A 26,856-nucleotide genomic window follows, 5' to 3' on the forward strand; every position below is an offset into this window, starting at 1 on the left:
CCTACTCCGCGCGGGTGACGAGCAGCTCGTGCTCGCCGCCCGTGCGCCGCAGCTGGAGGCGCACCGGAGAGCCGGGCACGCCCTTGGTGCGGGACTCGGCCTCCGTCCTGTCGCGCACCACCAGCCCGTCCACCGCGAGCAGCCGGTCTCCCACGGAGACGCCCGCGCGCGCGGCGGGCCCGTCCGGCGTCAGCCAGGCGAACGTCACCAGGCCCCTGTCTTCACTGAAGCCCGCGCCCAGGGTGCCGGGCGCGGCGCGGCGCGGGGACACGGTGATGTCGCCCAGCTCGCTGGCCTCCGCCTCCACCACCTTCACCGTGCGCGTCTCCGTGCGTCCCTCGGGAGGCATGAGCCGCACGGTGTGCGCGCCGGGGCGCACGTCGTCGAGGCGGAAGCGGCCGTCCGCGCCGGTGCGCGCGTCCGGCTGCGCCGTCACCGTCCGGTCCAGGAACACCGCCACGCCCGGGGCCGGCCCGCCGCCCCGGCTCCATACCGCGCGCCCGGAGATGGAGGACGCGCCGCCGGTGAGGGGCACCTCCACCTCCGCGGAGCCGCCCGGCGTCAACGTCACCTGGGCCTCGCCCGTGCGGCCGTCTGCGGCGCGCACGGAGAGCTGGAGGCGCTGACCGGGCGCGTCCGGCAGGAAGAAGGTGTCGCCGGGGAAGCGCCGCGCGGTGGGGGACGCGCCGGCCCACGGCAGCTCCTCGCCATCCGGCTCGTGCAGCTCCAGGACGAAGCCGTCCGGCGGCGTGCCACCGGCGGACACCACGCGTCCGCGCAGCGTGGCCGCGGGCTGGAGGCGCAGGCTCTGGGGGCCCTGGTCCTCCTTCACGCCGGTGAGGCGGCCCACGCGTCCGCCGTTGTGCGCCACCAGCGTCAGGGGCGCGGCATTCTGGGGGCGCGGGAGCAGCTGGAAGTGGCCGGACTCGTCCGCACGCACTGTCAGGTTGATGGCGAACTCCCCGGGCTGGACGGCGACCACCACCGCGAGCGGGCTGGGTGCCCCCGAGGGCTCCAGCACGGTGCCGGAGAGGCCGTCGTGCTCCCTCAGCGTGAGGTCCAGCCGCAGGTTGCTTCCCGCCGTCACCGTCACCGCCGGGTCGTTCTCCACGTGGAAGAAGAGGGTGGGCTCCGCGCGCGCCTGCGTGGAGAACTGGTACACGCCTTCGGGCAGCTCCACCTGGTAGTGGCCCCGGGCATCCGTCTCCACCGTGGCCGCGCCCAGGCTGCCCTTGGGAATCGCGTGCACCAGGATGCTCCCCTCCAGGGGCGCGCCCGACGGCCGCGTCACCTGGCCCCAGACGATGCCGGACTCCGGCAGGGTGAAGTCCACGCGCGTGGTGACGTTGGCCTGGAGCGTCTCCAGCCGGAGGGTCCACCGGGAGGAGCGCTCGCGCCGGACCTTCACCGAGGACAGCCCCGCCTCCAGTCCCTCCAGCCGGTACGCGCCCGCGGCGTCCGTCAGCGTGGTGCGCGCGCTGCCTTCGCGCTGGCGGAGCGCCACGGCCACCTGGGCACCCGGGACGGGCCTGCCCTCCGTGTCCACCACCGTGCCCTCCACCACCGCCGTCGCGGGCACCAGCTTCACGTCGAGCGGCGTGTAGCGCTCCGCGATGACGACCACCGCGTCCGCCACCTGGCCCGTCATCCCCGGGGCCCGCGCGGCCACGTCGTACTCGCCCGGCGGCAGGTCCATCCGCCACGTCCCATCCACGGCCGACGTGGCGCGGCCCAGCTCGCCCGCGCTGCCCCGGGGCGAGGCCACCAGCACCGCGCCCCGCACCGGCGCGCCGTTCGCCGACACGGTGCCCTCGAGTCCACTGGCGCCGCCCAGCGTCACCGTAAGGCCGCGCAGCGTCTCGCCCGGCGCTACGGACAGGGGCGTGGCGATGTGGCCCACCGCGTCGCCCCGTCGCGCGGACACGCGCCAGGTGCCCGTGTCCACCTCCAGCGCGAAGCCGCCGCTGTCGCCCGTGGTGGTGCGCACCGGCTCGGCGCCGCCGACGGCCGTCACCTCCGCGCCCGCGACGGGCTGGCCGCGCGCGTCCACGACGAAGCCCTCCAGCGTGCCCGCGCCCCACAGTCCAACTACCAGTGCGCCGGCATGCGGGACCTCGAGCAGGCGCAGCATGCGGCGGCTGAAGCCCGGGGCCTCCGCGGTGAGCGCGTAGTGGCCCGGCGCCAGGTCGGAGAAGGCGAAGCGGCCGTCCGCGCCGCTCCGCGCCACCGCCGTCTCCTCCGGCAGGTGGGCGGGGTCCGCCCAGGCGACGGCCGTGCCGGCGTAGGGCCACAGCGTCACCTCCGCGAGCGGCACCGGCTCGTCGCGGCCCTCCACCACCGTGCGCCCCTCCAGGGACACGCCCGGAGGCAGGGACAGTTCCACCGCCGTCTCCGCCTCACCCGAGGGCCGCGTCGCCGTGCGCCGGGCGGGAGCATGGCCAGGCGCGTGCGCCGCGAGCAGGTAGTCCCCCGGGCCCGCGGGCAGCCGCACCGTGCCGTCCGCGGCGGTGGTGCCCTCGCCCGCGCGGCGCCAGGGAGGCGTCCCGGTGCCGTCGTCCGTCCCGCGCAGCCAGGCCCGCACGCGCGCACCCGCCACCGGGCCGGCGGCGTCCACCACGCGCACCACGAAGGCCCCGTCCTCCGGCGCCGCGGCCTCTTCCAGCAGCGGCGTGGGCGGTGCGCTCTCGCGAGGCGGGACTTCGGGCGCGGCCCCCGGCGCGGCGGCGATGGCGAGGGCCCCCGGCGTCGAGGGCGGATGGCCTCCAGGCGCCGGCATGCGGAACCACAGCAGCAGCACGGCCGCGATGGCGAGGCAGGAGGCGAAGAGGAGGGGAAGTCGGGAACGCTGGCGCACGGGCTCGGCCTCCCCACGGCGGAGGGGAGGCCGCCGCGGATGGCCCCAGCCTAGGCCAGACAGGACCTGAATCGAAATTCAGGATGGGGCGGGCGCGTAGACGCGCAGCGCCGCCGGGGCCACCTCGAAGCGCATGGGCGTGTGGCCGACGAGCTCTCCGTCCGCGTTCACCTCCTGGACGGGGTCGGCCTCCACGTAGAGGCGGACCGCTCGCAGCGACGTGACGGCCGGGTGGTCCTCGTGCTCGCCGGAGCGCAGTGACAGCGCCACGCGCGCCAGCGTGGCGACGTCCTGCAACTGGCCCAGGCCGGTGCCCTCGCGGCCATTGGCGGCGGACGGCGCGGTGATGGCGTAGACGTGGAGACGCCTGTCATCCAGTTGCGAATCCTTGGACACCACGTTGCCCGCCCCGTGGTAGCGGCCGTTGCCCACCACGAGCTGCAGCGCGTCCAGCTCCAGCTCCTCGTTGTCGGCCTGGATGCGCACGTGGAAGTGCTGGAGGTCCTTCACCTCCGCGGCGGCGGCCACCGGGTAGGCCAGCTTCCCCGCGCGCTGCTTGAGGCGCTTGGTCAGCCGCTTCGCAATCGCCGTGGCCAGGCCCAGGCTGGCCGCGTTGAGGAAGGGCCGCCCGTTGGCCAGGCCCACGTCCACGCGCGCCGTGTAGCCGTTGGCGATGACGTCGCACGCGGCCTCCACGTCCGCGGGAATCCCCAGCGAGCGCGCGAAGTCGTTGCCCGTGCCCAGCGGCAGCACGCCCAGCGTCACGTCCCGGCCCAGCAGCTTCGCCACCACGCAGCTCAGCGTGCCGTCACCGCCGCCCACGAGGATGCGGCGCGCGCCCAATTGCGTCATCCGCTCCAGCACGTGCTCCAGGCGCTCGGTTCTGGACAGGGCGTAGCTCTCCACCAGCGGGACGCCCCGGTCCGCGAGCGCGGCGCGCGCTTTTTCGAAGGCCTCCCGGCCCGAGCGTGAGCGGGTGTTCACCACCAACACCGCGGGCCCGTCGTCCAGGGCCCGGCGACGTGGAGGCTCGATGAGGGCGGGTTCCAGGACGGCCTCTCTTTCCATGACCCTTTCAAGCTGTGCACGACGGGGCAGGCGGGCCAGCGGTCCGTACGGGCGGTGCGGCGTCGGAAGTGTCTGAAAGGGAAACCCCCAGGACGCCGGGAGGGCGACCTGGGGGTCGGGGGCACGGCACGAGGGGGAATCCTCACGGGCTGCCGCGGCCCGGCGTGGGGGCTACTCCTCCGCGTCGCGGCCTTCGATGATGCGGCGCTGGATTTCCTCGCGCAGCGGCAGGGCCTCCGCGGTGCTCAGCGTGCCGTCGCCGTTGGTGTCGTACGTGGCCATCAGCGTGGCGCGGCGCGCCTGGGCGGCGGCCACCCGGTCCTGGCGCAGCGCGAGGCGCTCACCGTCTTCCAGCACGCCGTTGCCGTTGGTGTCGTACTGGGCCAGGAGCGCCTGGCGCTTCTGCTGCCAGCGGGCGCGCACGGCCTGCCGCGCCGCGAGACGCTCCGACTCGTCCAGCTTGCCGTCGTCATTGGCGTCGAACTTCTCCAGGCGCTCGTCACGCAGCCGCTCGCAGCGGGCCTCCATGGCGTTGACCAGCGCGGTGCGCTCCTCGGCGGACAGCGAGCCGCTGCCGTCCTCGTCGAAGGCCCAGCGCACCCGCCAGAAGGCCCAGTTGCGCGCGCGCTGGCGCAGCTGGGCGAGGCGCGGGCGGACGGTGTCGCGCCGCTCGCCCAGGTCCGCCCTCAGCTCGGCCAGCTCCGCGCGGCTCAGGGTGCCGTCCCCGTCCGCGTCGTACTTCTCCAGCACCTCCTGGCGGCGGGCGCTGAAGTCGCACAGGTTGCCCTCGTCGGTGGGCTCCTGGTTGACGGTGTCCACGTCCTCCGTGGCCATGGACTGCATCGTGGAGGTGTCCGCGTCGGCCACCGCTTCTCCGCCGATGTCGCCTCCCTCCTCGGAGGCGGTGAGGAAGGCGGCGGCCTCGCCGACGGCGAGGTCCTCCTCGACCGCGTCCTTCCCACAGGCGACGAGGCCCAGGGGCAGGGTGAAGCACAGCGCGGCGGCGAGCAGACGGCGGTGGGAAGAGATGAAGCGCATGGGGTTCCTCCAGAAGGTTCGTAGGTGCGGCGTGTTCCGGCCTCGCTCCTCCTGAACCCGGCCTCCGCGGAGAAGTTGCGGGGGGAATTTCCGCGCGCGCCCCTGGGGTCTGCGCGGTGCGGCCGCAAGGGCTGATGTGGGGCTTGACGTTCCCGGGTGGACACATGTGGCCCGGGGGCCGCTTCCATGACGGCAGGTGGCTGCCCACCTTGCAGGTAACGCTGGCTCCACACCGGCGCCGACATCTGCCAGGAGGCAACGCATGGCACGTGGAAGCAAGGCGAAGTACACGTCGAAGCAGAAGCGAATGGCCGAGCACATCGAGGAGGGCTACGAGAAGAAGGGCACGTCGGAGAAGACGGCCGAGGCCCGGGCCTGGGCCACCGTCAACAAGCTCACCGGTGGTGGGATGAAGGGCGGCTCCGGCAGCAAGGCCAAGGCCGCGCGCCGCCGTCCCGCCGCGCGGAAGAATGCGCGCAAGGCCGGCGCGAAGGGCGGCAAGGCGCGCGCCGCCGCCACCCGGAAGGCCACGCGCTCCACGCGCAAGGGCGGCAAGACCACGGTGCGCGGCACCGCGGCGCGCCGGGCCACCGCGAAGCGCGGCGCCACCACGAGCCGCGCCAAGAAGAGCACCACCCCGCGCGGCGGCACCCGCAAGAGCACCACCAGCCGGAGCCGGAGCGGCGGCCGCAAGAGCAGCAGCCGGAGCAGCACGCGCAAGTAGGGCACCCACCCCGTCCCCATCTCCCGTGTGGGAGATGGGGCGCGGGGCCCGGCGGCGTACGCCGAGCCCCGCGCTCGGAGGCGCGTTACTCGTCCTTGGCCGTCTGCGCGGCGCTGGCCTCGTTCCACGGCCAGTCGCGGTGCGAGGCCTCGAGGCGCGCGAGCAGCTCCGCCGGGTCCTTCACCAGCGTGCGGCAGCCCGCGGAGCGCAGGTCGTCCGGAGAGAAGCCGCCGGCCAGCACGCCCACCGTGGCCAGGCCCAGCTTGTTGGCGGCGAGCGCGTCATAGGGCGTGTCGCCCACCACCACCGTGACGCGCGATTCCGGCTTTCCCAGCCGCTCCAGCGCGGCCTCGAAGATGTCCGGGTGGGGCTTGCTCTTGTCCGCGTCGTCCTTGCTCGTCTTCGCCTCGAACAGGCCGTCGATGCCGCACAGCTTCACGTACTGCTTCAGCTCGTCCTCCTTGGCGCTGGAGGCCAGGGCGGCGCGGATGCCGGAGGCGCGCAGCCGCTGGAACAGCTCGCGCACGCGCGGGAAGGCGCGCACCTTGGGCAGGAACTCCTTCACGAAGAGCTGGCCGCGGTACTCCTCCAAATCCTTCCCGAAGCGCTCCAGCTCCTCGTCGTTGAAGAAGACGGGGATGAGCTGGTCGGCGCCTTTTCCAATCTGGCTGCGCACGTGTGAGAACGGAATGTCCCGACCGAAGTGCAGGAAGGCGCGGCGCCACGCCTCGGCGTGCTCGTCCACCGAGTCCACCAGCGTGCCGTCCACATCGAAGATGACGTTTTCAACCATGAGTGCCGTTGCTCCCGGCACCGAAGGTGGGGACGACGCGAGGGCCGGTCAACCGCCCGTGGGCGGCGCGGCGGGAGTGGACTCCACCAGTGTCCGCGACTGCACCGCGTATCCTTCCGGCGCGGTCAGGGTGAAGGCGTCATTGGGCAGCGGAGCGTTCAGCTCCACGCGGCCGAGCACCGTCTCTCCCACCTGCTTGCCGCCCAGCCACCGGGTGATGCGCTTGGGCACACACAAATCGAGCCCCTTGTCGCAGTGCTCGTCCTCCACGCGCTCCTCGGCCTGAGTGCCGTCCGGGGCGCGGGTGCGCTTGCCCAGGTAGTCCAGCCGCGGCCAGCGCAACACGTAGACCATCTCCGTGCCCAGGGCCTCGCCCTCCAGCGTCTGCACCAGCTCCACCGCCTCCGGGGCGCGCGGGTGCGTGGCGCGGCGGGCGGTGGCGCTGCGCAAGAGCAGCGGCGTGCGGAAGCCCTCCGGCGTGAAGGGGCTGAAGGTCTGGTTGAGGAAGCCGGCCAGCTTCGCCGGGGGCAGCTCCGACTTGAAGGTGCTGAAGGACTTCTCCCCGTCCACCTGCTGGAACAGGTGCGTGCCGTCCCACGAGAAGGTGCGCGAGGCCGGCGGGCCCAGCGAGCCGCGCATGCGCTGCGGGGCGCGGTAGTCGAAGGTGAAGGTCACCGCCTCCTGCCCCTCGTCCTTCACCGTGCCGGCGATGCGGTAGCTGGTGAGCTTCGCGTCGCGCCCGGCCAGCCGCGTCCGCACCTCGGTGGCGAGGTTGGTGTCCTCGCTCTTCCGGGAGCAGCCGGCGAGGGCCAGGAGGACACAGGGCAAGAGGAGGCGGGCGCGCATGGGAGGGCCGGGAAGAAGAGGGGAGTGCCAGAAAAGCAAGGAGGCCCGCCTGTCGCCAGGGGGCCTCCCGCGTACCGACCGCTTTCGCGGAGGGTGTGGACTACTTGACCGCCACGCCCGTCGCGCTGGACGAGGTCACGCCGATGATGGTGCCGGCCAGGGCGTAGATGCCGTGGCGGGGCGTGGTGCCGGCCGTCAGCAGCTCGACCTTGGAGGCGCCCATGGCCTTGGCCTCGGCGATGAGGAGCTTGTTGATGACGGTGTCCAGGTCGCTCTGGACGATATCGATGATGTGGAAGATGGCGGTCAGGCCCAGGGCGTTGGCCTGGACGACGGCAACGGCCTCTCCGTTGGAGGCGATCTCGGTACCGGAGACGACGGCGCTCTCAACGCTGGTGCAGGCAACCAGGCTGCTGGCGGCGATGGCGGACAGGACGAACTTCTTCATGGTCTTCCCCTCTCTAAAGGACGCTTGTGCGGTGGCTGAGCGCCTTGGAGAGCGCCCGGCCGTTCGATTGGAACCTCAAGCGGCCGGGGTCGTACCAGATGTCAACTCCATGTCAAGGTCCGTCCAGGACAGAGTGTCCCACGGGGGCTGGGCAGTGGCGCATTGCAATGCACACCTCCCCTTGCTAGCCAACCCCGAGGCTCTCTTCGCATGGACACCGTCCCCGTCGCCCGTCCCGCACCCCGGTACTGGGTCCACCTGTTGCTGCTCGTGTTGACGGTGGGGACCACCTTCACCTCGTACCTCCTCTACTTCCACTTCCAGCGGCCCTACTCGCCGTCGGAGGTGTCGCCCGACGCGGCCCTGCGCGCGCTGGCGTTCAGCCTGTCGCTCTTGGCCATCCTGGGCTCGCACGAGATGGGGCACTACCTGCTGGCGCGCATCCACGGGGTGGACACGTCGCTGCCGTACTTCATCCCACTGCCGGTGCTGGGCGTGGGCACGCTGGGCGCCGTCATCCGCATCCGCGACAGGATTCCGAACCGCAACGCGCTGGTGGACATTGGCGCGGCGGGGCCGCTGGCGGGACTGGTGGTGGCGCTGCCCATCCTCTTCTGGGGGCTGGCGCACTCCACGGTGGTGGACGCGCCCAGCCTGCCGCTGGCCTTCCCCGGGGACGACTCGCTGTGGGCGTACGGGAAGGAGCTGTTCGCCTGGGTGATGGAGAAAATCACCCACGCCCCGCCCGCACCGGAGGAGGCCATCCGCGGCGTGCACACCGTCTTCGGTGACAGCCTGCTGATGCAGGGCCTCACCCGGCTGGCGGTGGGCCCGGTGCCCGAGGGCAAGGACGTGCTGGTGCACCCGGTCGTGATTGCCGGCTGGTTCGGCCTGCTCGTGACGCTGCTCAACCTGATGCCGGTGGGGCAGCTCGACGGTGGGCACCTGGCCTACGCCGTCATGGGGAACCGGGCGCGGTGGGTGGGGCGCGCGGTGGCGCTGGTGCTGCTGTTCCTCACCGTCTTCGTCACCGCGTCCTGGGGCCTGTGGCTGTTGGTGACGAGCAAGCTGGTCGGTTTCGGGCACCCGGAGGTGGTGGAGCCGCGCGAGCCGCTCAGCCTCTCGCGTAAAATCATCTGCGCGCTGTGCCTGCTGGCCCTCATCGGCTGTGCCATGCCCATCCCCTTGAGACAGGTGGTGTCATGAAGTTCCAGTGCGAGGCGTGCGAGCGGCTCGTCCCCCTGGAGGTGTTCCGGGTGGAGGCGGGCGTGCTCGTGGTGAAGTGCGACCGCTGCGGCGCGGAGACTCGCGCGCGTGCCTCCACGGCCTCGTCCTTCGCGATGGGCGGCTCCTCGCTGGTCGGAGAGGGCCAGGGTGCGCCTCCGCCGCCGGAGCCCTCGCAGGGCATGAGCGCGCCGCTGCCCCCGCGCGCCAGCACGCCGTCGCTGCGCGTCCTGCGGGGACGGACGGCGGACGTGCCGCTGACGGGCGAGACGCTCTTCGAGGCGCCCCCGGGCGCTTGCCCCAAGTGCGTGGCGCCGCGGCGCGAGGACGCGGAGTCCTGCGCGCAGTGCGGGCTCGTCTATGTGAACTTCACCCCGGACGAGCACCGCCCGTCGGAAGTGCTGGCGGAGGCGTGGCAGTCCCTGGCGGCCGAGCACTGGGACGACTGGGAGGCGCACGACCGGTTGATGACGCTGGCCATGGGGCGCGGCGAGCTGGCCATGCTGGGGCGGCTGTACCGGCTGCGGCTGGCGCGGGCGCCGGACGACGTCATGGCCCAGCGCGGCCGTGACGAGCTGGTGCGGCGCGCCACCCTGGTGGTGCCCGCGACGGCCGAGGTGTCCTCCGGGCCCTCCGACATCCAGAAGCGCATGAAGACCCTCGGCATGGGGGTGCTGTTCCTGGTGGTGCTGGTGCTGGCCGTGCTCGTGTTCCAGAACCTGCGCGCGCTGATGGCGGAGGGCTGAGCCGCCGACACGGCGGCTCCCTGGCACTCCGCCAAGGCGGGTGCTTCCCCGTGGAGCGGCCGGCCGTACAGTGGAACGGGGCGGAAGGAGGACGGAAACGCGCCTGAAACGGGGCTCGCTGCTATCTTGTCCGGCCGCCTCCGTCCTCCTCCGGTGCCATGTCGCTCCCCAGGTCCACGTCCCACACCGTCGACAGCCTCCTCGGTCCCGGAGGGGCGCTCGAAATGGCGCTGCCCGCGTACGAGCACCGCCCCGAGCAGCTCCAGATGGCGCGCGCCGTGGAGCGCGCCTTCAACGAGCGCAGCTACCTGCTGGCCGAGGCCGGGACGGGCACGGGCAAGACGCTCGCCTACCTGGTCCCCGCGCTGCTGTCGGGGCGCAAGGTGGTGGTGTCCACCGCGACGAAGACGCTGCAGGACCAGATCTTCTTCAAAGACTTGCCGCTGATGCGGGAGAAGATGGGGCTGCACTTCGAGGCCGCGTACCTCAAGGGCCGCAGCAACTACCTCTGCCTGCACCGCTACGACGCCTTCTCCAAGGACCCGCAGTTCTCCTCGCGCGAGGAGTCCCGCCTCTGGCCGAAGCTGAAGAAGTGGGCGGACGCGACGGAGACGGGAGACCGCGCGGAGCTGGACCTGCCCGAGTCCTTCAGCGCCTGGTCCCGCCTGTCCACCACGTCCGAGACGTGCATGGGCACGAAGTGCCCGCTGTACGAGAACTGCCACGTCACGCGCATGCGCAAGCGCGCGGAGAGCGCGGACCTGCTGGTGGTGAACCACCACCTCTTCTTCGCGGACCTGTCGCTGCGCAGCTCCGGCAAGCGCAACGAGGGCGTGCTGCCCTGGTACGACGCCGTCATCTTCGACGAGGCGCACGCGCTGGAGGACGCGGCCAGCGGCCACTTCGGCGTCAGCGTCTCCAACTACCGGCTGGAGGAGCTGGCGCGGGACGCCGTCGCGGCGCTGAAGGACGACGACTCGCGCCACGCCATGCTGCGCGCGCTGTCGGCGCGGCTGCGCAGCAGCGCGGAGGCCCTCTACGCGCAGGCGCCCCGGGCGCTGGGCCTGTCCGGGCTCGAGTCCTCCGTGGCGCTCAAGCCGGAGACGATGGGGAAGCTGTCCACCGCGGTGGAGGGCGTGCGCGAGTCGCTGGGCGCGCTGTCCTCCTTCACCGTGGGCGAGCGCGAGCCGGAGCTGGCGGCGCTCACCCGCCGCGCCGACGAGCTGGATGAGCAGCTCGGCTTCCTGGAGAAGGCCGAGTCGGTGGACCACGTCTACTGGGCGGAGCAGCGCGGCAAGGGCCTCTTCCTGCGCGCCAGCCCCATCGACGTGGCGAAGGAGCTGCGCGAGCGGATGTACGGCGCGCTCGACACGGTGGTGTACACGTCCGCGACGCTGGCGGCGGACAGCCGCTTCGACTTCTTCGCCAAGCGCATGGGGCTGTACGGCGAGGACGGGCAGCCGGTGACGCAGGTGCGCACGCTGGCGGTGCCCAGCCCGTTCGACTTCCCCACGCAGGCGGCGCTGTACACGCCCACGCACCTGCCGGACCCGGCGGCCCCCGGCTTCATCGAGGAGGCGGCGGAGGAAATCCTCAAGCTGTGCGAGGTGACCGGAGGCCGCGCCTTCGTGCTCTTCACGTCGCTGCGCAACATGGTGCGCGCGTACGAGCTGACGGCGGGGCGGCTGCCCTACCAGGCGCTGCTCCAGGGCGAGCGGCCCAAGCAGCAGCTCTTGGAGTCCTTCCGCGAGACGCCGAGCGTGCTCTTCGCCGCGCACAGCTTCTGGGAGGGCGTGGACGTGCCGGGCGACGCGCTGAGCCTGGTCATCATCGACCGGCTGCCCTTCGCGTCACCGGGAGACCCGCTGGTGGCGGCGCGCATCAACCAGATTCAGCAGCGGGGCGAGGAGCCCTTCGAGCAGTACCAGCTGCCGCAGGCGGCGCTCGCGCTGCGGCAGGGCTTCGGGCGGCTCATCCGCACGCAGGCGGACCGGGGCATCGTCGCCATGCTCGACAGGCGCATCGTGACGAAGGGCTACGGCCGCGTCTTCCTCTCCAGCCTGCCGCCCGCGCGCCGCGTGGACGACGTGGTGGAGCTGAGCCGCTGGTTCAACGGCCCGGTGCGGCCGGTGCGCACGATTCGCTGAAGAGGGCCCTTCGGGTTCGAATCAGTCGAGATTTTCTTCCAGTTCTCGCGGGAGTGGGTTCCTGAGGAATCGAGCACCTTGGGGCAGGTTCACGACCTGGTAGCCTTTGCCTTCGATGCTGACGAGTTCACCGTCGGGGACATTGGCCCCTTTGAGCCATTCCTCGGCCTCCTCGCGCGTTCCGAATTCGTGGGAAGCCTTTACGCTCTCGATTGCTGGAGTCGTAATCTGCCGGAAGAATTCGCGGTAATCGTCGAGCTTGCCGAGTTCACGCACGTAGACCAGGGCCGTTGCGGCGGCCCGGAGTGACGCCTCCTCTGACGACCCCTCTCGAAATCCATGGCTGATGGACTCGAGAGTGCGGAGGGTCGCGTCCACATCAAAGTGATGGTCGTATTTCATGGCTGCTCCAGGGCTAGAGCGCGAGCGCGGCTGGGGCGAGGATCAACGCTCCGCTTCCGCCGGTGGCGATGACGAATGATACGCCAGCGACGACAACCACCGTGCCGATGATGAGTTCGGTCTTATGCGCTCCAAGCCAGTTCAGCGCTGAGTCCATGCTTGTGAAAGTCAGCTTGGGTGCTCCCGTGGTCATCGGTCCCCTCTCTTTGATGCATTCAAAATATTCCTCGCGGCACTTCTTCGTGCAGTACTTGTAATACCACTCGTCACGCTTGACGTAGGGATATGGGCGATCAGGGGCGTTCCAGCAGTTCTCGAAGCAGTCAACCTGTTCCTGGTTGCAGTCGTCCCCACCTGAGCCGCCAATGCCAGAGACATCATCCGAAATCACATGAATCTGGCGTTTCACCTGGGGTTGCGCATGACTGCAACCGAGGCTGGCCACCGCCACGAATATGAAGAGAGTCAGAACCTTCATCGGTGCTCCTCTAAAGGGCATTGAGGCGTGGGCACGCTCATCTGTAACGGTTCGCCCTGAAGTTCGGCCTCGCCGTGGCGGTGCTGAATCGCTCGGAGCTGGTGCTCCGCCGCCTTGTTTGCTGAGAAATGACTCGATGTCCTTGTCGATGCCGCTGAAGTCCTGTCTGGGTTTCTTGTGTGTTGAAGTGAAGGGGAGGCGGCTCCAACATGGGGAGTATGTTGTAAATCCAGTACGGGATGAACCGCTGCCTGACGCCGTCTCAGGGTTCGCCGTTCAGCGCAGCCTACGAAAGCGGTGGACTGCACGACCGGCTGCCCTTCGCGGCCCCGGTATGGTCGGTGATGGCTCCGGCGATGGTGGGCCAGTCCGCCTCGTGCAGCTCGTGTCCCGCGTCCTCGAGTGTCACCAACCGCGCGCCCGCGACCGCCCGGCTCAGGGCCACGCCGTGCGCGTAGGCGACGACGGGGTCCAGCGCGCCGTGGATGACGAGCAGGGGGGCTCGGAGCTCATGCGTCCGGCCGTACCACTGCTGGCCGCCGGTGAGGAGCGTGTAGTTCAGCATGCTCTGGAGGCGGGACGAGCGACGGAACTCCCCGGCCGCCACGCGGCGCGCGAGGGCCGCGTCGTAGGGCCTGCGCCCGCTGGCGTTCAGCCGCCCCGCCTCCACCATGAAGTCGAGCACGGCGGCCTCGTCGCTCCAGTCCAGCGTGGCCGCGGTCCCGAAGTGCGCGAGCAGCGCCGGGGAGAGGGGCGGAGGCGTGAAGTCCAGGTCGCCGAGGAACTCCGCGCAGATGAGGGTGAGGGAGAGGACCCGCTCCGGAGCCTTCAACGCCACGATTTGCGAGAGCATCCCCCCGAGCGACATCCCGACGAGATGCGCTCGCGCGAGGCCATGGCCGTCCAGCACGGCGATGACATCCTCCGCGAGGTCGTCGACGGTATAGCCCGGAGCCCCCGGGGGATACGTCGTGGAGCCGCCCATGTCGCGATGGTCATAGCGGATGACGTACCGTCCCGCCGCGACCAGCATGTCGACCAGCGGGTCGGGCCACCACTTCATCGACGACATCGCACCCATCACCAGGAGAATGGGTGGGTCGCCCGGTGAGCCGAAGGTCTCCGTACAGAGGCGGATGCCCCGGGTCTCAATCACGCGCTCGGCCATTCGCGCTCCTTTCCCACGTGGGAGGCTGATTGGCAGATTGATAACCGACGCGACGGTTATAAACAAGTCGCGGGTGGAGGACGCCCGACCCCGTGCGGGCGCTCAGGACTTCGGAAGCGGGAAGGACTCCCGAGGGAACAGCAGGCGGAGCACCCGGCGCAGGCGCTCCAGCACGTAGCGGGTGAGCGAGGGCTTGCGCTCCACCATCCACTGCATCGTCGCCCCGGCGATGACGTCCTGGAGCACGGCGGCCACCTCATCCCGCTCCGCGCTCTGGGGAAGGCGGGCGGCGATGGCCTCGCGGACCATGAGGTTGCGCTCGAGGGCCATGCGCCGCAGGGTGGTGTCCCGCAGGTCCTGCCAGGCGAGGAGCAGGTAGCTGTCGAGTCCCTCCCCCGCGCCCATCCCCGAGATGATCTCCGTCAGGAAGCGCCAGAGCCCCCGCGCGCCGACCTCCACGGGCATGCTCGCGAGGTAGTCGCGTCGCTGTTCTCCGGAGCGCTCCATGGCCCGCAGGTACAGCGTGTCCTTGTTCTTGAAGCGCTGGATGAGCGCGGCGCGGGACATGCCCAGCTCGATGGCCACGTCATTCAGGGTGAACTCGGCCGGCCCGCGACGCAGCAGCACCTCCATGGTGGCATCGAGAATGGCTTCGTCGCTGTGCAGCTTGGGGCGGGGCACGGTCCCGGTACCTATCACGTCGCGGAAGGTGGGAAACGCTTCCCACGGCGTCAGGCGGGCGCGCACCCTTCGTTGACAGCGCGCCCGGCGCGCGCGGCGTTCCTGGACTGCGAACGCCGCGGGCCGGGCCGAGGTGCATAAGAGGCGGGCGCCGGCTCAGGGCGTGACGGAGATGAAGCCCCACGCCAGCGTGTTGTTGTCCTCGAAGAACTCCACGATGGTGAAGCGCGGGTCCACGGCGGCGCCCACGTAGTAGCCGCCGGTGGACGGCACGGTGGCCCTCACCGAGAGCGAGCGCGTGGCGCACTGGCCGGCGGCGAGCGACACCCCCGGCACCGTGCCGAGGAAGGTGTCCTCGGGCGCGCGGGGGGGCGTGGGCAGGCGGATGGTGGTGTCCGCGGACAGGAAGAGGTCCACGTCCGTGGTAGCGGTGAACGTGCCGCGGTTGCACACGGCGACGCTGGCGGTGAACGTCGCGCCGAGCCGCACGCTGGAGGGCCCTGTCGCACTGGTGACGACGAGCTCCGGCCCGGTGCCCACGCCGATGCGGCTGCCCGTCAGCACGTTGTTGTCCTCGATGAGCTCCGCGCGGACCTTGAGCGCATCCGCCACCGCGCCCAGGAAGAAGGTGCCCGGCGGAGTCTGGCCAGGGACCGTCCCGATGACCGTGCGAGTGAGGCAGGCCCCGGCGGCGAGCGAGATGCCCGTCGTGCGGCCCACGGAGAAGGCCTCGGGGGGCGCAGGCGCCTGCGTGCCGGCGATGGCGGGGCTCGCGAAGAGGTAGAGGTCCACGTCCACGAGTCCGCCGAGCCGGCCCCGGTTGCAGACGGTGGTGGTGGTGGGGAAGCTCAGCCCCGGCCTGACGGTCATCTCCTGGCTGGTGACGGAGGTGATGACGAAGTCCGGCCCGTCACCCACGCCGAGCCGGTTGCCGGCCAGCGTGTTGTTGTCCTCGATGAGCTCGGGCCGGAGGTTGGCCGGGTCCACCACCGCGCCCAGCGTGTAGCCGCCTTCCGGCACTGACGGGAGCGTCACGCTCACCGAGCGGTTGACGCAGGCGCCGACGCTCACGCCGATGTTCGTCACCGTGGCCAGCAGGAAGTCCTCGGCGGGCTGGGGCGGGGCCGGCACGCGGATGGTGCCGTCCGCGGACAGGTACACGCTCACGTTCGCCGTCTGGGAACTCCGGCCGCGGTTGCACACCGTGAAGTCGGCGGTGAACGTGGCGCCCTTCGCGACGCTGTCGGGGCCGGTGACGGCGGTGACGACGAAGTCGGGCAGCGTGCCCACGCCCAGCCGGTAGCCGGAGGACGTGTTGTTGGCGGTGTTGAGCTCGTTGTTGGGCTCCACCATCGCGCCCAGGAAGTACGCGCCGCTGGCACCCGGAGGATACGCGGGGCCCGTCACCGGCACGGTGGTGCACTGGCCCGGGGCGAGGGTGCCCACGGTGCCCTTGCCCACGATGGCGTCCACGTCGCTCCCGGAAGGACCGGGCACGCCGATGAGGTCATCCGCGGACAGGAAGACCGTCACATTGCTGCCGCCGGACTGCGTGCCCTGGTTGCACACCGTCACCTGCGCCGTGACGCTCTGACCCGAGGCCGCGCTGGAGGGACCGGTGACGTCGGTGACGACGAAGTCCGGCCGGCTGCCCACGCCCAGCACGTAGCCGGAATGGGTGTTGTTGTCCTCGATGAGCTCGACGCGGCTGTTGCCAGGGTCCACCACCGCGCCCAGGAAGTACACGCCTTCGCCGCCCGGCGCGGGCGGGTACGCGGTGCCGGAGATGGGCACGGCGACGCACTGACCCGGGTTGAGGAATCCCAGGGAGGCCGCGTTCCCCACGCGCATGTCCTCCGGAGGCGGCGGCTGCCCCGTCATGGGACGGATGATGGCATCCGCGGACAGATAGAGCTCCACCTCCACACCGTCCCCCCGGGTGCCCTGGTTGCACACCGTCACCACCGCGCTGAGGGACTGTCCGGGCACCACGCTGGCGGGGCCCTTCACCGAGGTGACGATGAAGTCGGCCCGGTTGCCCACGCCCAGCACGGAGCCGGCGTTCGCGTTGTTGTCCTCCTGCAGCTCGATGCGCTGCCGGTTCGGGTCCACGAAGGCGCCCAGGCGGTATGCGCCCTCGGTGCCGGGAGGGGGCAGGGACGCGAAGCCCGTCACCGGCACGGTGGCGCACTGGCCCGGGTTGAGGGGGCCCACGGTCGCGAAGCCCACGGAGGCATCCTCCCCCGGCCACGGGCCGGTGCTCGGGACGATGGTGGCGTCGGCGGACAGGAAGACGCCCACGTCGGTGCTGTCGGCCTGGGTGCCCTGGTTGCACACCGTCACCTGCGCGGTGAGGGACTGGCCGGACATCACGCTGGGCGGGCCCTTCACCGCGGTGACGATGAAGTCGGCGCGGCTGCCCACGCCGAGCACGAAGTCCGCGTTCGCGTTGTTGTCCTCGATGAGCTCGACGCGGTTGTTGGCGGGGTCCACCACCGCGCCCAGGCGGTACGCGCCGTCGGTGGCCGGCGGAGGCGGGTACGCGCTGCCGGACACGGACAGGGTGCGGCACTGGCCCGGGTTGAGCGTGCCCACGGGCGCGAAGCCCACGGGGACATCCTCCATGGGCCCGGGGCCGGTGCTCGTCCGGAGGGTGGTGTCCGCGGACAGGATGACGCCCACGTCGCTGTCACCGGACTGGGTGCCCTGGTTGCACACCGTCACCTGCGCCGTGAGGAACTGGCCGGACAGCACGCTCGGCGGGCCCTTCACGGAGGTGACGACGAAGTCGGGGCGGCTGCCCACGCCCAGCACGGAGCCGGCGTTCGTGTTGTTGTCCTCGAGGAGCTCGAGGCGGGTGTTGCCGGGGTCCACGATGGCGCCCAGGAAGTACGCACCCTCCGCGCCCGGCGGGGGCGGATACGCGTTGCCGGACAGGGACACGGTGGCGCACTGGCCCGGGTTGAGGGTGCCCACGGGCGCGAAGCCCACGGCGGAGTCCTCCACCGAGCCGGGACCGGTGCTCGCGCGGATGGTGGCGTCGGCGGACAGGATGAGACCCACGTCCGTGCTGTCGGCCAGCGTGCCCTGGTTGCACACCGTCACCTGCGCCGTGAGGGGCTGGCCGGGCACCACGCTGGCGGGGCCCTTGACGGAGGTGACGACGAAGTCGGGCCAGTTGCCCACGCCCAGCACGTAGCCCGCGTTCGCGTTGTTGTCCTCGAGGAGCTCCGCGCGGTTCTTCATGGGGTCCACGACGGCGCCCAGATGCCACGCGCCCTCGAAGCCCGGCGGCGGCAGGTACGCGGTGCCCGACAGGGGCAGGGTGGTGCACTGGCCCGGGGCGAGGGGGCCCAGGAACGTCGCGCCCGCGATGGTGTCCTCCGGCGGCGTCGAGCCGGTGGGCGGGCGCATGACGGTGTCGGCGGACAGCAGAAGGACCACGTCGGTGTCGCCGGGCTGCGTGCCCTGGTTGCAGACCGTCACCTGCGCGGTGAACGGGTCACCGGGCCGCACGCTGGCGGGGCCCTTCACGGAGGTGACGACGAAGTCGGGCTGGTTGCCCACGCCGAGTGCGCGCACGGGCCCGGTGTTGTTGTCCTCGAGGAGCTCGATGCGGGTGTTGCCGGGGTCCACGAAGGCGCCCAGGTACCAGGCGCCCTCGGTCCCCGGCGGGGGCAGGTACGCATTGCCGGACACGGGCACGGTGACGCACTGGCCCGGGTTGAGGAGGCCCACGGGGGCCATGCCCACGACGCTGTCCTCGATGGGCCCCGGCCCGGTGGGCGGATGGATGATGGCGTCGGCGGACAGGAAGACGCCCACGTCGGTGCTGTCGGCCTGGGTGCCCTGGTTGCAGACCGTCACCTGCGCCGTGAGGGCCTGGCCGGACAGCACGCTGGCGGGGCCCTTCACGTCGGTGACGACGAAGTCGGCCCGGTTGCCCAGGCCCAGCACGAAGTCCGCGTTCGCGTTGTTGTCCTCGAGGAGCTCGAGGCGGGTGTTGGCGGGGTCCACCACCGCGCCCAGGCGATAGGGGCCCTCGGTGCCCGGCGGGGGCGGGGTCGCATACCCCGTCATCGGCACGGTGGTGCACTGGCCCGGGTTGAGGGTGTCCACCATCGCTCCGGCCACGAGCGTGTCCGGCGACCCGGGGCCCGGCTGGAGGATGGCGTCGGCGGACAGGTAGAGCTCCACCGTGGTGCCGTCGGCCTGGGTGCCCTGGTTGCAGACCGTCACGGACGCGGTGAAGGAGGTGCCCGGCTGCGCGCTGGCAGGGCCCGTCACGCCGGTGACGATGAAGTCCGGCCCGTAGCCGACGCCCAGGGGCGCGCTGAGCCGCGTGTTGTTGCCTTCGTCGGTCTCGGACTGGAGGCCATTCGGGTCCGCGAAGGCCCCGACGTACCACCGGCCCTGCGTGGCGCTCGCCACGGCGGTCGAGGTCGCGCAGGCGCCCGGGGACAGGTAGCCGAGGGACAGGTTGCCAATCTGCAGGTCCGCCATCACGGAGAGGTCGCTGTCCGCGGACAGCACCAGGAGCACCTCCGCGTTGGCGCCCACGTTCCCCTGGTTGCAGACCGTCGCCGTCACCGGGAACCCGGTGAAGGGCGTCGCGCTGGGCGGCGCGCTCAGCGCCGTCACCACCAGGTCCGGCCCGTCCAGCAGCCCCTGCTTCACTTCCCGCGGCTCCGCCTCCGGAGCCCTGTCCGCGTTACATGCCACGACGGTCCCCAGCGCCAGCGCGCTCAGGACCGCCCGATTGAATGCGTGTCTCATATGTCTCCCGTCCTCTGCCATGGCCACATGCGCGTGGCCTGACCGTCCCGCCTTCCGCGCCGGGTTGTGTCGGCGATGGCTGGCAGGAAGGCCCTTCTACAGGACGAGGGAGACATCCGTGCAGGGGCGGGGCGAGCGGGACTCAGGGCACGCCGCGCAGCCGCAGTCCCACGCGCGCCATCAGGGGTGGGCCGAGCGTGTCCACGCCGGCACGACCCGCGAGGTACTCGCGGTCGAAGAGGTTCTCCACCGCGGCGAAGAGGTCCAGCTTCCAGAAGAGGTGGCGGCTGGCGGCCACGTCCACCACGGCATAGCCGCCCATGCCGCGCTCGTTGAGGTCGTCCTCGTACTGGGGGCCGGTGACGCGCAGCTGCACCGTGGTGGTGAAGAGGGACGGCTCGTCGAAGGTGAAGATGGCCGTGCCTCGGTGCCGCGGGTCCTGCGCGAGCTGCTTGCCCACCAGCTCCGGTTGCCCCGGCGCGAGGGTGACGGTGGGGTCCACGAAGGTGTACGCGAGCAGCGCCGTCCACTGACGTGACAGCCGCCAGTCCAGGCCCGCCTCCACGCCGCGCACGCGCGCGCGGCCCAGATTCTCTCGTCGGCGCGTGGCGCCATCCGGCAGCGGCTCGGCGAGGGTGACGTTGGTGATGGCGTCGTCGAGCACGTTCCAGAAGCCGGTGACGCGCGCGGTGAGGCCCCGGGGAGACTCGGCCTCGAGGCCCGCCTCGGCGCCCCAGAGTCGCTCCGCGCGCAGGGACGCGTTGGCGGCGGTGAGCACGGTGCCCACCTGGAAGGGGCGGTACAGCTCGTTGAGCGTGGGGGCTCGGAAGGCGCGGTAGCCGGAGGCACGCAGGGCGAGCCACTTCGCGGGCCGCAGCCGCAGGCCCAGTCGAGGGCTGAGCTGCTGCTCGGTGCGGCTGTCGAAGGGGGTGGTCTCCACGGCGCCGCTGGCGCGCTCCACGCGCTGCTCGCCCTGCGTGTTGCGCCAGAGGTCCAGGCGGAGCGCGGCGGACAGCTCCAGCGCGGGGGACACGGTGTAGAGGTCCTGGACGAAGCCGCCGCCGGAGAGCTGGGTGCCGCCCGCGGCGCGGAGCAGGGTAGACGCGGGCGTGGGCTCGGGCGGGAAGAGGTGCTCCTCGGAGGTGCCGGCCATGCGCCGCGCGTCGAGTCCGGCGGTGAAGCCGTGCGTGCCGCCCCACGTCGTCGACGGGGCCGTCCAGACGAGTGAGAGGCCCTGGTCATCGGCGGGCACGTCTTGCGAGGCGGCGGTCGTTTCGCTGGAGCGGTCCTGGGCCACGCGCGCGCGTTGTTGCTCGAAGCGCTGGATGCGGCCGTAGAGGTCCAGGGCGAAGGTGCCGCGTGCTTCCGTGCGCAGCCGCGCGCCCGCGCCGAAGTGCGCCAGCTCCACGCGAGCGGTGGTGAAACGGGTGCCGCCGTTCTGGTTCTCCCGGAAGAGGCCGGCGCGGGCGGAGAGGGAGAGCGCGTCGGAGACGTCCGACTCCACGCGGCCGTTGAGCACGGCGTGGTTGCTGGGCGTGGCCGTGTCGATGGGGCCTCGCTGCGGGGCGACGACGAGGGGATAGCCGTCGCTGGTGAGCACCTCCGTCTCCAGCGAGGCCCGGACGGCGCCCCAGGAGTCGGCGCCCCGAGCGGCGAAGAAGCCGGTGTCCAGGTTGCCGAAGGCGAGGTCCGCCGCGAGGTCGGGGCCGGCGATGGGACGGGAGATGAGCTGTACGACGCCGCCGAGCGCGCCGCTGCCGTAGAGGGCGGAGCCGCCGCTGGGGACGACCTCGATGCGCTCCAGTCCGAGCCGGGGCAGCGAGCGCCAGAAGACCCAGCCGCCGAAGGGGTCATTCACGGGGATGCCGTCCAGGAGGACGAGGCTGCGCGCGACGCCCGAAGGCGCGAGGCCGCGGAGGTTGATGCCCTGGGCCGTGGGGTCGGAGACGAGGCTGGGCGTGCGACGGAACGTGGCGGCGGAGGGCAGGGTGCGGACGAGCGCATCCTGCGTGAGCGTGGGACTGCGCTCGATTTCCGCGCGAGGTATCACCACCGTGGTGGCGGGCACGTCGCGGATGGGGCGGGGAAGGCGGGTGCCCGTGATGACCGTGCCGGCGGGGGGCGGTCCTTCCTCTGCGGGAACGCCACCGTCGGGAGCCTGGGCTCCGGCTGCCGTCGAGAGACACAGCGAGAGGAGCGTCACCCACGGGAGGCGTCTCCGGGATGCGACGAGACTTCGGGGGCAGGACTCAGGCTCGGACGCAACGCTCGGTGCTGGCATCAGGTTGCTCTAGTGGATGGCCGACCATGCGGGCACGCGATGAGTTGTCAGGTCCGAAGCACCAGAAGTTTCACCGTCTGGTGCTGAACGGCGTCAGCACTACTTGTGTCGACGCCTGGCTCCCTTGCTTTCACTGGACCAGGACGTGATGTTCCGGATTGCGCTCCACTGCTCCATGAACTCCTGGACCATTTGCCGCAGCTCCGACGGGAATCGCCCCAGTATCTCCTTGAGCGCGGAACGGGAGGTGGGCTTCTTCAGAGCTTCCTCCAACACGCTCGATAACGTGGCCGACAATGCGTCCGCGAGAATGTGGTGGACATGGAGTGGAGCCTGCAGATCCGGCGGAAGCTGCTTCGCGAGCTCGTCGAGGAACTGGCGCAGTTGCGAGGGCTCCACGAAGAGATAGAAGCCGGCCGGGTTGGCCAGGAATGTCTCCGCGGCCACCCGGGGATTCTCCTCAGTCCATGCCTCTGCAACGGGTTTGAGGATGCGATACACCCTTCGAGCATCCTCGTTCATGTCATTCGTCGGGAAGTCACGAAGCCATTGCTCGTAGGAGGCGAGAATCTGAGGAGGCAGAAGCTCGCCGCGTGTCATTGAGAGCGTGACGAGCAGAAGCTTCGCGTAGCCGAGAATCTTGCGGTCATTTTCTTCCAGCTCAGAGCCATCTGCCAACTGGACCAGGGAGCGAAGTGCCTGCTCCGCTCCCACGTCGTCCTCTATCCTTATGCATAGGCTGCTGAGTCTGTGTGCGGCCCTGAAGCCGGCGACCGGCATGTCGATGGTGCGAGCCATGACCTGTCGGATGAATTCCTTGTATTCACGTACGGCTTCGGGAACGCGTTCCAAGTGCTCCAACAGAATCGCTCGTTGCCACAGTCCCAGTTCAAGGGGGATGTTGAACTTGTTGGGCGGGGCTCCTTTGGAATGGCGCAATGCCTCGTTGATGTGCCGCAGCCCTTCCTCATATCTGCCGAGCTGCTCAAGGCTCATCCCAAGTGCCAGATGGACAAGGGGCACCGCTCCACTGAGTGAAGGCGCATTCCGACCGTCGAGATGGTGTAGCAGGTGCGTCAGCGCTGCTGTTCCGGCCTGCGAGTCTTCATTAATGAGGAGCCACAGGCGTGCCATCAGACTTTCGGTACAGTCACGAGCCATGGGCTCGGGAAGGACCATCGCGGCATCCACGACCTGGGTGATGAGGTTGGAATAGGGAATGTCTCCCGCACCTCGTGACTCAGAAAGGGGAGTTGCCATGGATTGTTGTATCTGCTCGATGATGCGCCTGTATCCCGCGATGGCCTGACTCTGCTTCGCGTCTTCGAGGCATTCGCTCCACAGTCGCTCCCTGTCGCGCCGGCCATCTTCCGAGGTGGCAAGCCGAAGTGCTTCTTCCGTCTGTTGGAGTGCCAGCCGCGCCGAGTCTCGTTCAGGTCCCTCCACGGAGAGGTGCTGCTTCAGACTGCTAATGGTGTCCTGCAACTCGCTGGGTTTGAAGAGGTAGGCCAGGAGCCTGACGAGTGGCTCCAAGAGCAGCCGGCCCTTCCGGTACTGGTACCAGAGCCGGAAGAGTCCCTCGCTGAGCCCGTAGACCGTCCCCTTCCCACCCGTGCCCACCGTGATTTCCACGTGCCCATCCTGGACGAGGCGGGAAATCAACGTCGAGAGCGTCTTCTCCGGGAGCCGGCTCCTACTTGCAATCTCCTTGAGGGTGAGGTTCTCCGAAGCCAGGGCCATCGCGGTGACAATCGCGCGCTCACGCGGCGCGAGGCGTGCGAGCCGTGCCTCGAAGTAGGCGGTCTGCGCGTCGAGGAGCTTCCGGAGGTCCTCCACCAGCACCTGGATGCCGGACTTGTCTTGCATCACTCCGAAAGCCATCACCACGGAACGTGGAAGCCCCCCCGTGAGCTGATGGATGACCTTCTGTCGCAGCGCCGCATCCTGTCCCGTTCCCAGCACCTGCTCCATGCCGTGACGTCCGGTGAGGGCCGCGAGCTTCGAGAAGACCGTGCCGACCTCTTCCACGGTCAGCGGCTTGAGGTTCCGCTCCTTGAATTGGTTGTAGAGCGGCTTCTTCGGGTCCGTCAGTTCGGCCAGATAACGGGTCGGTGTGGTGCTGATGAACAGGAAGTGCGGGTCATGCAACAGGAGTGAGCGGAGCTGGCGGAGCTGCGCCGCACGCTCCTTGGGCGCAAATCCCTCCAGGAGCGCATCCAGGTTCTCCATCAGGACGAGCAGCGTCTGGTCCTGCCTCTTCGCTTCCTCCGACAGCAGCCGCACCAACTCCTGGAAGAGGCCCTCCTCATCTCCCACGCCCTCCAGCGCGCGCAGGGAGGCACCGAGTTCGGAGTCGGGCCTGGCCTCGACGAGACGCTCGGCGATTCGCTCCAGCAGCGTCGCGGGGGAGTAGACCTCGTAGACATCCGCTTCCCCGAGCCAAAGGGGAAGGTATGCACGCGATAGCTCCGCGTCTTCCTTGACGCGGTGGTGGATGATGCCCGTGAGGTGCGTCTTGCCCATCCCCCGGGGCCCTCGAAGCAGCCAGTGCTGGTGTGTCCGCGCCCGGGCCTGCTCCCGGAGGTTGTCGAGCACCTCCTTGAGTAACGCGTCCCGGCCAACGAGCATCGCTTCGAGCTGCTCGGGAGGCGTCGTACGCGGGTTGTAGAGCGATACCTGTCCCGTCATCGGGACACCTCCTGCTGCATCCGCCAGAAGCGCTGGAAGAGACGTGAGGCCATTCGGACCTGCTCCCCATCAAGGGTCACCGGGAAGTTCTCCATCAGCCAGGTGAAACGGCGTACCTGCTCCGTTTCGGTGTCGCCCAGCCATGCCCGCACATCCATGACATGGAGGGGACGAGGGCTCTGCGACAAGCGGTCGAGAACGCCTTCGACCGCCTGGGCCGCGGCCAGCTCCTTCTGGGCCATCCAGCGCAGCTGGTTGAAGAGGTCCGCGAACACCTCCGTCCTGGACAGGTAGTCCGCCAGTTCCTGCTCCAGCGCCGCTGTGCTCAGTGGGCCTTCGTAAGCCGAGGATGCGAGGTGTGCCAGGAAGCGAAGGGCGGGGTAGGGCATCCCCAGGTCGACGTTGGCCATGAGCCAGTCGAGGTCCGCCGGGTCGGCGACCAGTCCGGTTCCCATCAGCACACGCCGCAAGTCGAGTGCGAGCCGCCCCTGGGCCAGGGGAGGAAGCGGGAAGCGGCGGAGCGCTCCGAACACGCCGGGCAGGGCTTCAATCCCTATGTCCCGTGCGAGCTGTTCCAGGGACAGGGAGCCTGCAATCAGGAGTCGGGCTCCGGCTCCGGACACTGCTGAGTCAAGCGCATGGAGCAGTGCGAGGACGTCCGCGGGACGTCTGATGGTGTCGAGCAGGAAGACAAGCTCGTCCAGGATGAGCACCAGCGGCTTCGGGCCCGAAGCCAGCGCACGAACCGTGTCACGCAACGCCTCGGGCCAGCCTCGGGCGCGTACCTGCTTCAGCACCTCCGTGAAGCGCTGCCCCGTGAGCTGGGCCATGAGCCCTGCGGTAAGCGCCTCGGCCGATTGGAAGGGCTGTGCATCCACGAAGACCGGCTGAAGCTCCGGAGTCGCTGCTTCAGCGAAGCGGCGCAAGAGCGATGTCTTGCCGGACCTGCGCGGCGCCACGAGGAGCACATGCTCACCCCGGGTAAGAAGCTCCCGGAGATGGACCTGTTCCTCTTCCCGGCCAAGGAAGTCCACGCCCTGGGCCACGCCTCCCTCCACGCGCGTAGCGCTGGGAAAGCATGGATGCCCCAGTTGAAGCTGCCCGAGCGCGGGGGTGAGCAGCAGGCGTAGCTTTTCGAGGGAGAGGCCTCTCAATTCAGCGACCTCGAGCCGCGTCACGCGTGCAGGGTCGATACGAAGTCCCACGCTCGTGAGGTCCTGTTGGTTCGCTACGGTATGCCAACGATACCGGTCTCCCACGATGGAGGCGCAGGCAAGCTCAATGTCGCGCAGGGTCTGGATGTCGGCGGCGCCCTCGACGAGGAAGAGGAGGCTGGCGTTGTGATGAGGGCCGTCGGGGTGGGCGCGCACCAGCAGGCTGCCCGTTCCCAATGCTTCATTGCGCAGGCGCATGGGGGACCTCCTGGGACTTGTCGGACGGGGCGCTCGTACGCTTCGCGCGCAAGGCCTGAGCCTCGCGCCGGAGTTGGTCGAACTGGAGGTCCACGAGCCAGAGGGTTGCGCTCAGCTCGGTACAGAGGATGCGGTGGTGTTCGGGCACGGGCTCGCGCCTGCGTGCCGGCTCATAGAGGAGGCAGTGCTCCTTCTTGTCCCAGGACTCCTGGGAGAGGGTGAGGAGCTGCACTTCGACGCGGTACCCCCTCAAGCCCGCTTGCCTCGGACTGAACCAGCCCTTCATGCAGCGCTCCCCGCTGGTGCGCTGGTACGGGAGGACCGAGATGAGGTTCTCGAACTGGTTGTCGTGAAGCTGGAACTCGTCGCGAAGGCGGCGCTGCTCGGGCGTGAGGCCCTCCGCCTTCGTGGCGTTGTAGGGATCCGCGAGGTGCCGGGTGATGGCTTCGACATCCCCCAAGAAGTTGGCGGCGATGCGGAAGCGGCCCAGATCCTTGAGTTGGTCGAGGTTGTGGAAGCCGACCTTCGGTGGGGTCTCGGGCCCGCTCCAGGAGCGGGCCATCTTCTCCAGGATACTGTCGGGGGACTTGACGATGTGGCTTGCGTCGACCCGGGCGAAGAGCCGCTCGCGCTCACCCTCGGGAAGGGAGGCCCGCAGGGCGGTGAGGAGAGGCTCGATTCGGGCCAGCAGGCTGGTCGCTATGTTCCGGTAGATGCCCGTTTCCCGGACGAGCCACTGGTGCACATACGCAAGCCGGTCTTCCCACTGCGGAGGCCGGGGCGTCTGCTCAGCCCAGGGGAAATGCTCATCAACCAATCGGCGGATGGCCTCAGGTATCCAGTTGTCGGATGTCGCCACACCACTCTCCTCATGGAACCCAGCGCTTCCACAACAAGCCAGTTGTGCAACAAGCTTGTTGGCAAGTCCCGCTGTCATGGGCTCCCGAAAGCTCGGTCGGCAGAGCAATCCCTTGGCCATTCCAGGCTTTGGGGAGGCGTCCTCCTGAGGGCTCCGCCCGCGGAGACTCCATCCCGGCTCGGGGATTGTCTTCACGTGGGAGGCGGGTGCACGGACTGGCGCG

19 protein-coding genes are annotated in these 26,856 nt (G+C 70.2%); 4 read left to right on the forward strand and 15 right to left on the reverse strand.

The features are described 5' to 3' along the window. Nucleotide 1 precedes the first annotated feature (1 nt). From G4D86_RS15865 to G4D86_RS15875, 3 genes are all read right to left on the reverse strand, one after another. Nucleotides 2–2,854, reverse strand: coding sequence for a carboxypeptidase regulatory-like domain-containing protein (locus tag G4D86_RS15865; protein WP_240360275.1), 2,853 nt, complete (start codon nucleotides 2,852–2,854; stop codon nucleotides 2–4). A 78-nt stretch (nucleotides 2,855–2,932) separates the two neighbouring features. Then, nucleotides 2,933–3,922 (reverse strand): lipid kinase, encoded by a 990-nt coding sequence (locus G4D86_RS15870; RefSeq protein ID WP_205519589.1) that lies wholly within the window; start codon nucleotides 3,920–3,922, stop codon nucleotides 2,933–2,935. Nucleotides 3,923–4,093: 171 nt separating this feature from the next. After that, on the reverse strand, nucleotides 4,094–4,960 hold the full coding sequence (locus G4D86_RS15875) for a calcium-binding protein (RefSeq protein ID WP_163994454.1): 867 nt from the start codon (nucleotides 4,958–4,960) through the stop codon (nucleotides 4,094–4,096). Between the two features lie 262 nt (nucleotides 4,961–5,222). Here G4D86_RS15875 and G4D86_RS15880 point away from each other — a divergent pair, with 262 nt between their 5' ends. Beyond that, on the forward strand, nucleotides 5,223–5,684 hold the full coding sequence (locus G4D86_RS15880; RefSeq protein ID WP_163994457.1) for a transcriptional regulator: 462 nt from the start codon (nucleotides 5,223–5,225) through the stop codon (nucleotides 5,682–5,684). 85 nt (nucleotides 5,685–5,769) lie between these two features. Here G4D86_RS15880 and G4D86_RS15885 read toward each other — a convergent pair whose 3' ends face one another. The 3 genes from G4D86_RS15885 to G4D86_RS15895 all read right to left on the reverse strand — a co-directional run bounded on the left by G4D86_RS15885 (nucleotide 5,770) and on the right by G4D86_RS15895 (nucleotide 7,771). Then, nucleotides 5,770–6,477: an HAD family hydrolase gene (locus G4D86_RS15885; protein WP_163994460.1), complete on the reverse strand. Its 708-nt coding sequence runs from the start codon at nucleotides 6,475–6,477 to the stop codon at nucleotides 5,770–5,772. A 48-nt stretch (nucleotides 6,478–6,525) separates the two neighbouring features. Further along, nucleotides 6,526–7,323, reverse strand: a complete 798-nt coding sequence (locus tag G4D86_RS15890) for a hypothetical protein (protein ID WP_163994463.1) — start codon at nucleotides 7,321–7,323, stop codon at nucleotides 6,526–6,528. A gap of 100 nt (nucleotides 7,324–7,423) precedes the next feature. Then, nucleotides 7,424–7,771: a hypothetical protein gene (locus G4D86_RS15895; protein ID WP_163994466.1), complete on the reverse strand. Its 348-nt coding sequence runs from the start codon at nucleotides 7,769–7,771 to the stop codon at nucleotides 7,424–7,426. A gap of 210 nt (nucleotides 7,772–7,981) precedes the next feature. Between G4D86_RS15895 and G4D86_RS15900 the strand changes: the two genes are divergently transcribed. The 3 genes from G4D86_RS15900 to G4D86_RS15910 all read left to right on the forward strand — a co-directional run bounded on the left by G4D86_RS15900 (nucleotide 7,982) and on the right by G4D86_RS15910 (nucleotide 11,888). Beyond that, nucleotides 7,982–8,977: a site-2 protease family protein gene (locus G4D86_RS15900; protein WP_163994469.1), complete on the forward strand. Its 996-nt coding sequence runs from the start codon at nucleotides 7,982–7,984 to the stop codon at nucleotides 8,975–8,977. Further along, nucleotides 8,974–9,741, forward strand: coding sequence for a hypothetical protein (locus tag G4D86_RS15905; protein ID WP_163994473.1), 768 nt, complete (start codon nucleotides 8,974–8,976; stop codon nucleotides 9,739–9,741). The genes G4D86_RS15900 and G4D86_RS15905 overlap by 4 nt, the downstream gene beginning before the upstream one ends. 158 nt (nucleotides 9,742–9,899) lie before the next feature. Further along, a complete protein-coding gene (locus tag G4D86_RS15910) occupies nucleotides 9,900–11,888 on the forward strand; it encodes a DNA repair helicase YoaA (RefSeq protein WP_163994475.1) in 1,989 nt (662 codons plus the stop codon). Between the two features lie 21 nt (nucleotides 11,889–11,909). Here the strand turns inward: G4D86_RS15910 and G4D86_RS15915 are convergent, their stop codons facing one another. The 9 genes from G4D86_RS15915 to G4D86_RS15955 all read right to left on the reverse strand — a co-directional run bounded on the left by G4D86_RS15915 (nucleotide 11,910) and on the right by G4D86_RS15955 (nucleotide 26,519). Beyond that, nucleotides 11,910–12,290, reverse strand: coding sequence for a hypothetical protein (locus tag G4D86_RS15915; RefSeq protein WP_163994478.1), 381 nt, complete (start codon nucleotides 12,288–12,290; stop codon nucleotides 11,910–11,912). Nucleotides 12,291–12,303: 13 nt separating this feature from the next. Further along, complete coding sequence (locus tag G4D86_RS52900) at nucleotides 12,304–12,768, reverse strand: hypothetical protein (protein WP_240360276.1); 465 nt, start codon at nucleotides 12,766–12,768, stop codon at nucleotides 12,304–12,306. Between the two features lie 286 nt (nucleotides 12,769–13,054). Then, on the reverse strand, nucleotides 13,055–13,936 hold the full coding sequence (locus G4D86_RS15925) for an alpha/beta fold hydrolase (protein WP_163994481.1): 882 nt from the start codon (nucleotides 13,934–13,936) through the stop codon (nucleotides 13,055–13,057). A gap of 102 nt (nucleotides 13,937–14,038) precedes the next feature. After that, a complete protein-coding gene (locus tag G4D86_RS15930) occupies nucleotides 14,039–14,617 on the reverse strand; it encodes a TetR/AcrR family transcriptional regulator (protein ID WP_163994483.1) in 579 nt (192 codons plus the stop codon). Between the two features lie 156 nt (nucleotides 14,618–14,773). Then, nucleotides 14,774–19,393: a CARDB domain-containing protein gene (locus tag G4D86_RS15935; RefSeq protein WP_163994486.1), complete on the reverse strand. Its 4,620-nt coding sequence runs from the start codon at nucleotides 19,391–19,393 to the stop codon at nucleotides 14,774–14,776. Nucleotides 19,394–19,535: 142 nt separating this feature from the next. Next, complete coding sequence (locus tag G4D86_RS15940) at nucleotides 19,536–21,674, reverse strand: TonB-dependent receptor plug domain-containing protein (RefSeq protein ID WP_163994488.1); 2,139 nt, start codon at nucleotides 21,672–21,674, stop codon at nucleotides 19,536–19,538. A gap of 99 nt (nucleotides 21,675–21,773) precedes the next feature. Beyond that, on the reverse strand, nucleotides 21,774–24,362 hold the full coding sequence (locus G4D86_RS15945) for an AAA family ATPase (protein WP_163994490.1): 2,589 nt from the start codon (nucleotides 24,360–24,362) through the stop codon (nucleotides 21,774–21,776). Beyond that, entirely contained in the window at nucleotides 24,359–25,774 is a 1,416-nt protein-coding gene (locus G4D86_RS15950) for an AAA family ATPase (protein ID WP_163994492.1), read from the reverse strand. The genes G4D86_RS15945 and G4D86_RS15950 overlap by 4 nt, the downstream gene beginning before the upstream one ends. Further along, entirely contained in the window at nucleotides 25,758–26,519 is a 762-nt protein-coding gene (locus G4D86_RS15955; RefSeq protein WP_205519590.1) for a nucleotidyltransferase family protein, read from the reverse strand. Before G4D86_RS15955 ends, G4D86_RS15950 begins: the two co-directional genes overlap by 17 nt. Between the last annotated feature and the right edge of the window lie 337 nt (nucleotides 26,520–26,856).

Source organism: Pyxidicoccus caerfyrddinensis (genome assembly GCF_010894405.1).
Classification (GTDB): Bacteria; Myxococcota; Myxococcia; order Myxococcales; family Myxococcaceae; genus Myxococcus; species Myxococcus caerfyrddinensis.

Bases quoted from the DNA above. Each gene is read 5' to 3' on its own strand.
- G4D86_RS15870 (WP_205519589.1), bottom strand. From the start codon at position 3,922: ATGGAAAGAGAGGCCGTCCTGGAACCCGCCCTCATCGAGCCTCCACGT.
- G4D86_RS15875 (WP_163994454.1), bottom strand. From the start codon at position 4,960: ATGCGCTTCATCTCTTCCCACCGCCGTCTGCTCGCCGCCGCGCTGTGC.
- G4D86_RS15880 (WP_163994457.1), top strand. From the start codon at position 5,223: ATGGCACGTGGAAGCAAGGCGAAGTACACGTCGAAGCAGAAGCGAATG.
- G4D86_RS15885 (WP_163994460.1), bottom strand. From the start codon at position 6,477: ATGGTTGAAAACGTCATCTTCGATGTGGACGGCACGCTGGTGGACTCG.
- G4D86_RS15890 (WP_163994463.1), bottom strand. From the start codon at position 7,323: ATGCGCGCCCGCCTCCTCTTGCCCTGTGTCCTCCTGGCCCTCGCCGGC.
- G4D86_RS15895 (WP_163994466.1), bottom strand. From the start codon at position 7,771: ATGAAGAAGTTCGTCCTGTCCGCCATCGCCGCCAGCAGCCTGGTTGCC.
- G4D86_RS15900 (WP_163994469.1), top strand. From the start codon at position 7,982: ATGGACACCGTCCCCGTCGCCCGTCCCGCACCCCGGTACTGGGTCCAC.
- G4D86_RS15905 (WP_163994473.1), top strand. From the start codon at position 8,974: ATGAAGTTCCAGTGCGAGGCGTGCGAGCGGCTCGTCCCCCTGGAGGTG.
- G4D86_RS15910 (WP_163994475.1), top strand. From the start codon at position 9,900: ATGTCGCTCCCCAGGTCCACGTCCCACACCGTCGACAGCCTCCTCGGT.
- G4D86_RS15915 (WP_163994478.1), bottom strand. From the start codon at position 12,290: ATGAAATACGACCATCACTTTGATGTGGACGCGACCCTCCGCACTCTC.
- G4D86_RS52900 (WP_240360276.1), bottom strand. From the start codon at position 12,768: ATGAAGGTTCTGACTCTCTTCATATTCGTGGCGGTGGCCAGCCTCGGT.
- G4D86_RS15925 (WP_163994481.1), bottom strand. From the start codon at position 13,936: ATGGCCGAGCGCGTGATTGAGACCCGGGGCATCCGCCTCTGTACGGAG.
- G4D86_RS15935 (WP_163994486.1), bottom strand. From the start codon at position 19,393: ATGAGACACGCATTCAATCGGGCGGTCCTGAGCGCGCTGGCGCTGGGG.
- G4D86_RS15940 (WP_163994488.1), bottom strand. From the start codon at position 21,674: ATGCCAGCACCGAGCGTTGCGTCCGAGCCTGAGTCCTGCCCCCGAAGT.
- G4D86_RS15945 (WP_163994490.1), bottom strand. From the start codon at position 24,362: ATGACGGGACAGGTATCGCTCTACAACCCGCGTACGACGCCTCCCGAG.
- G4D86_RS15950 (WP_163994492.1), bottom strand. From the start codon at position 25,774: ATGCGCCTGCGCAATGAAGCATTGGGAACGGGCAGCCTGCTGGTGCGC.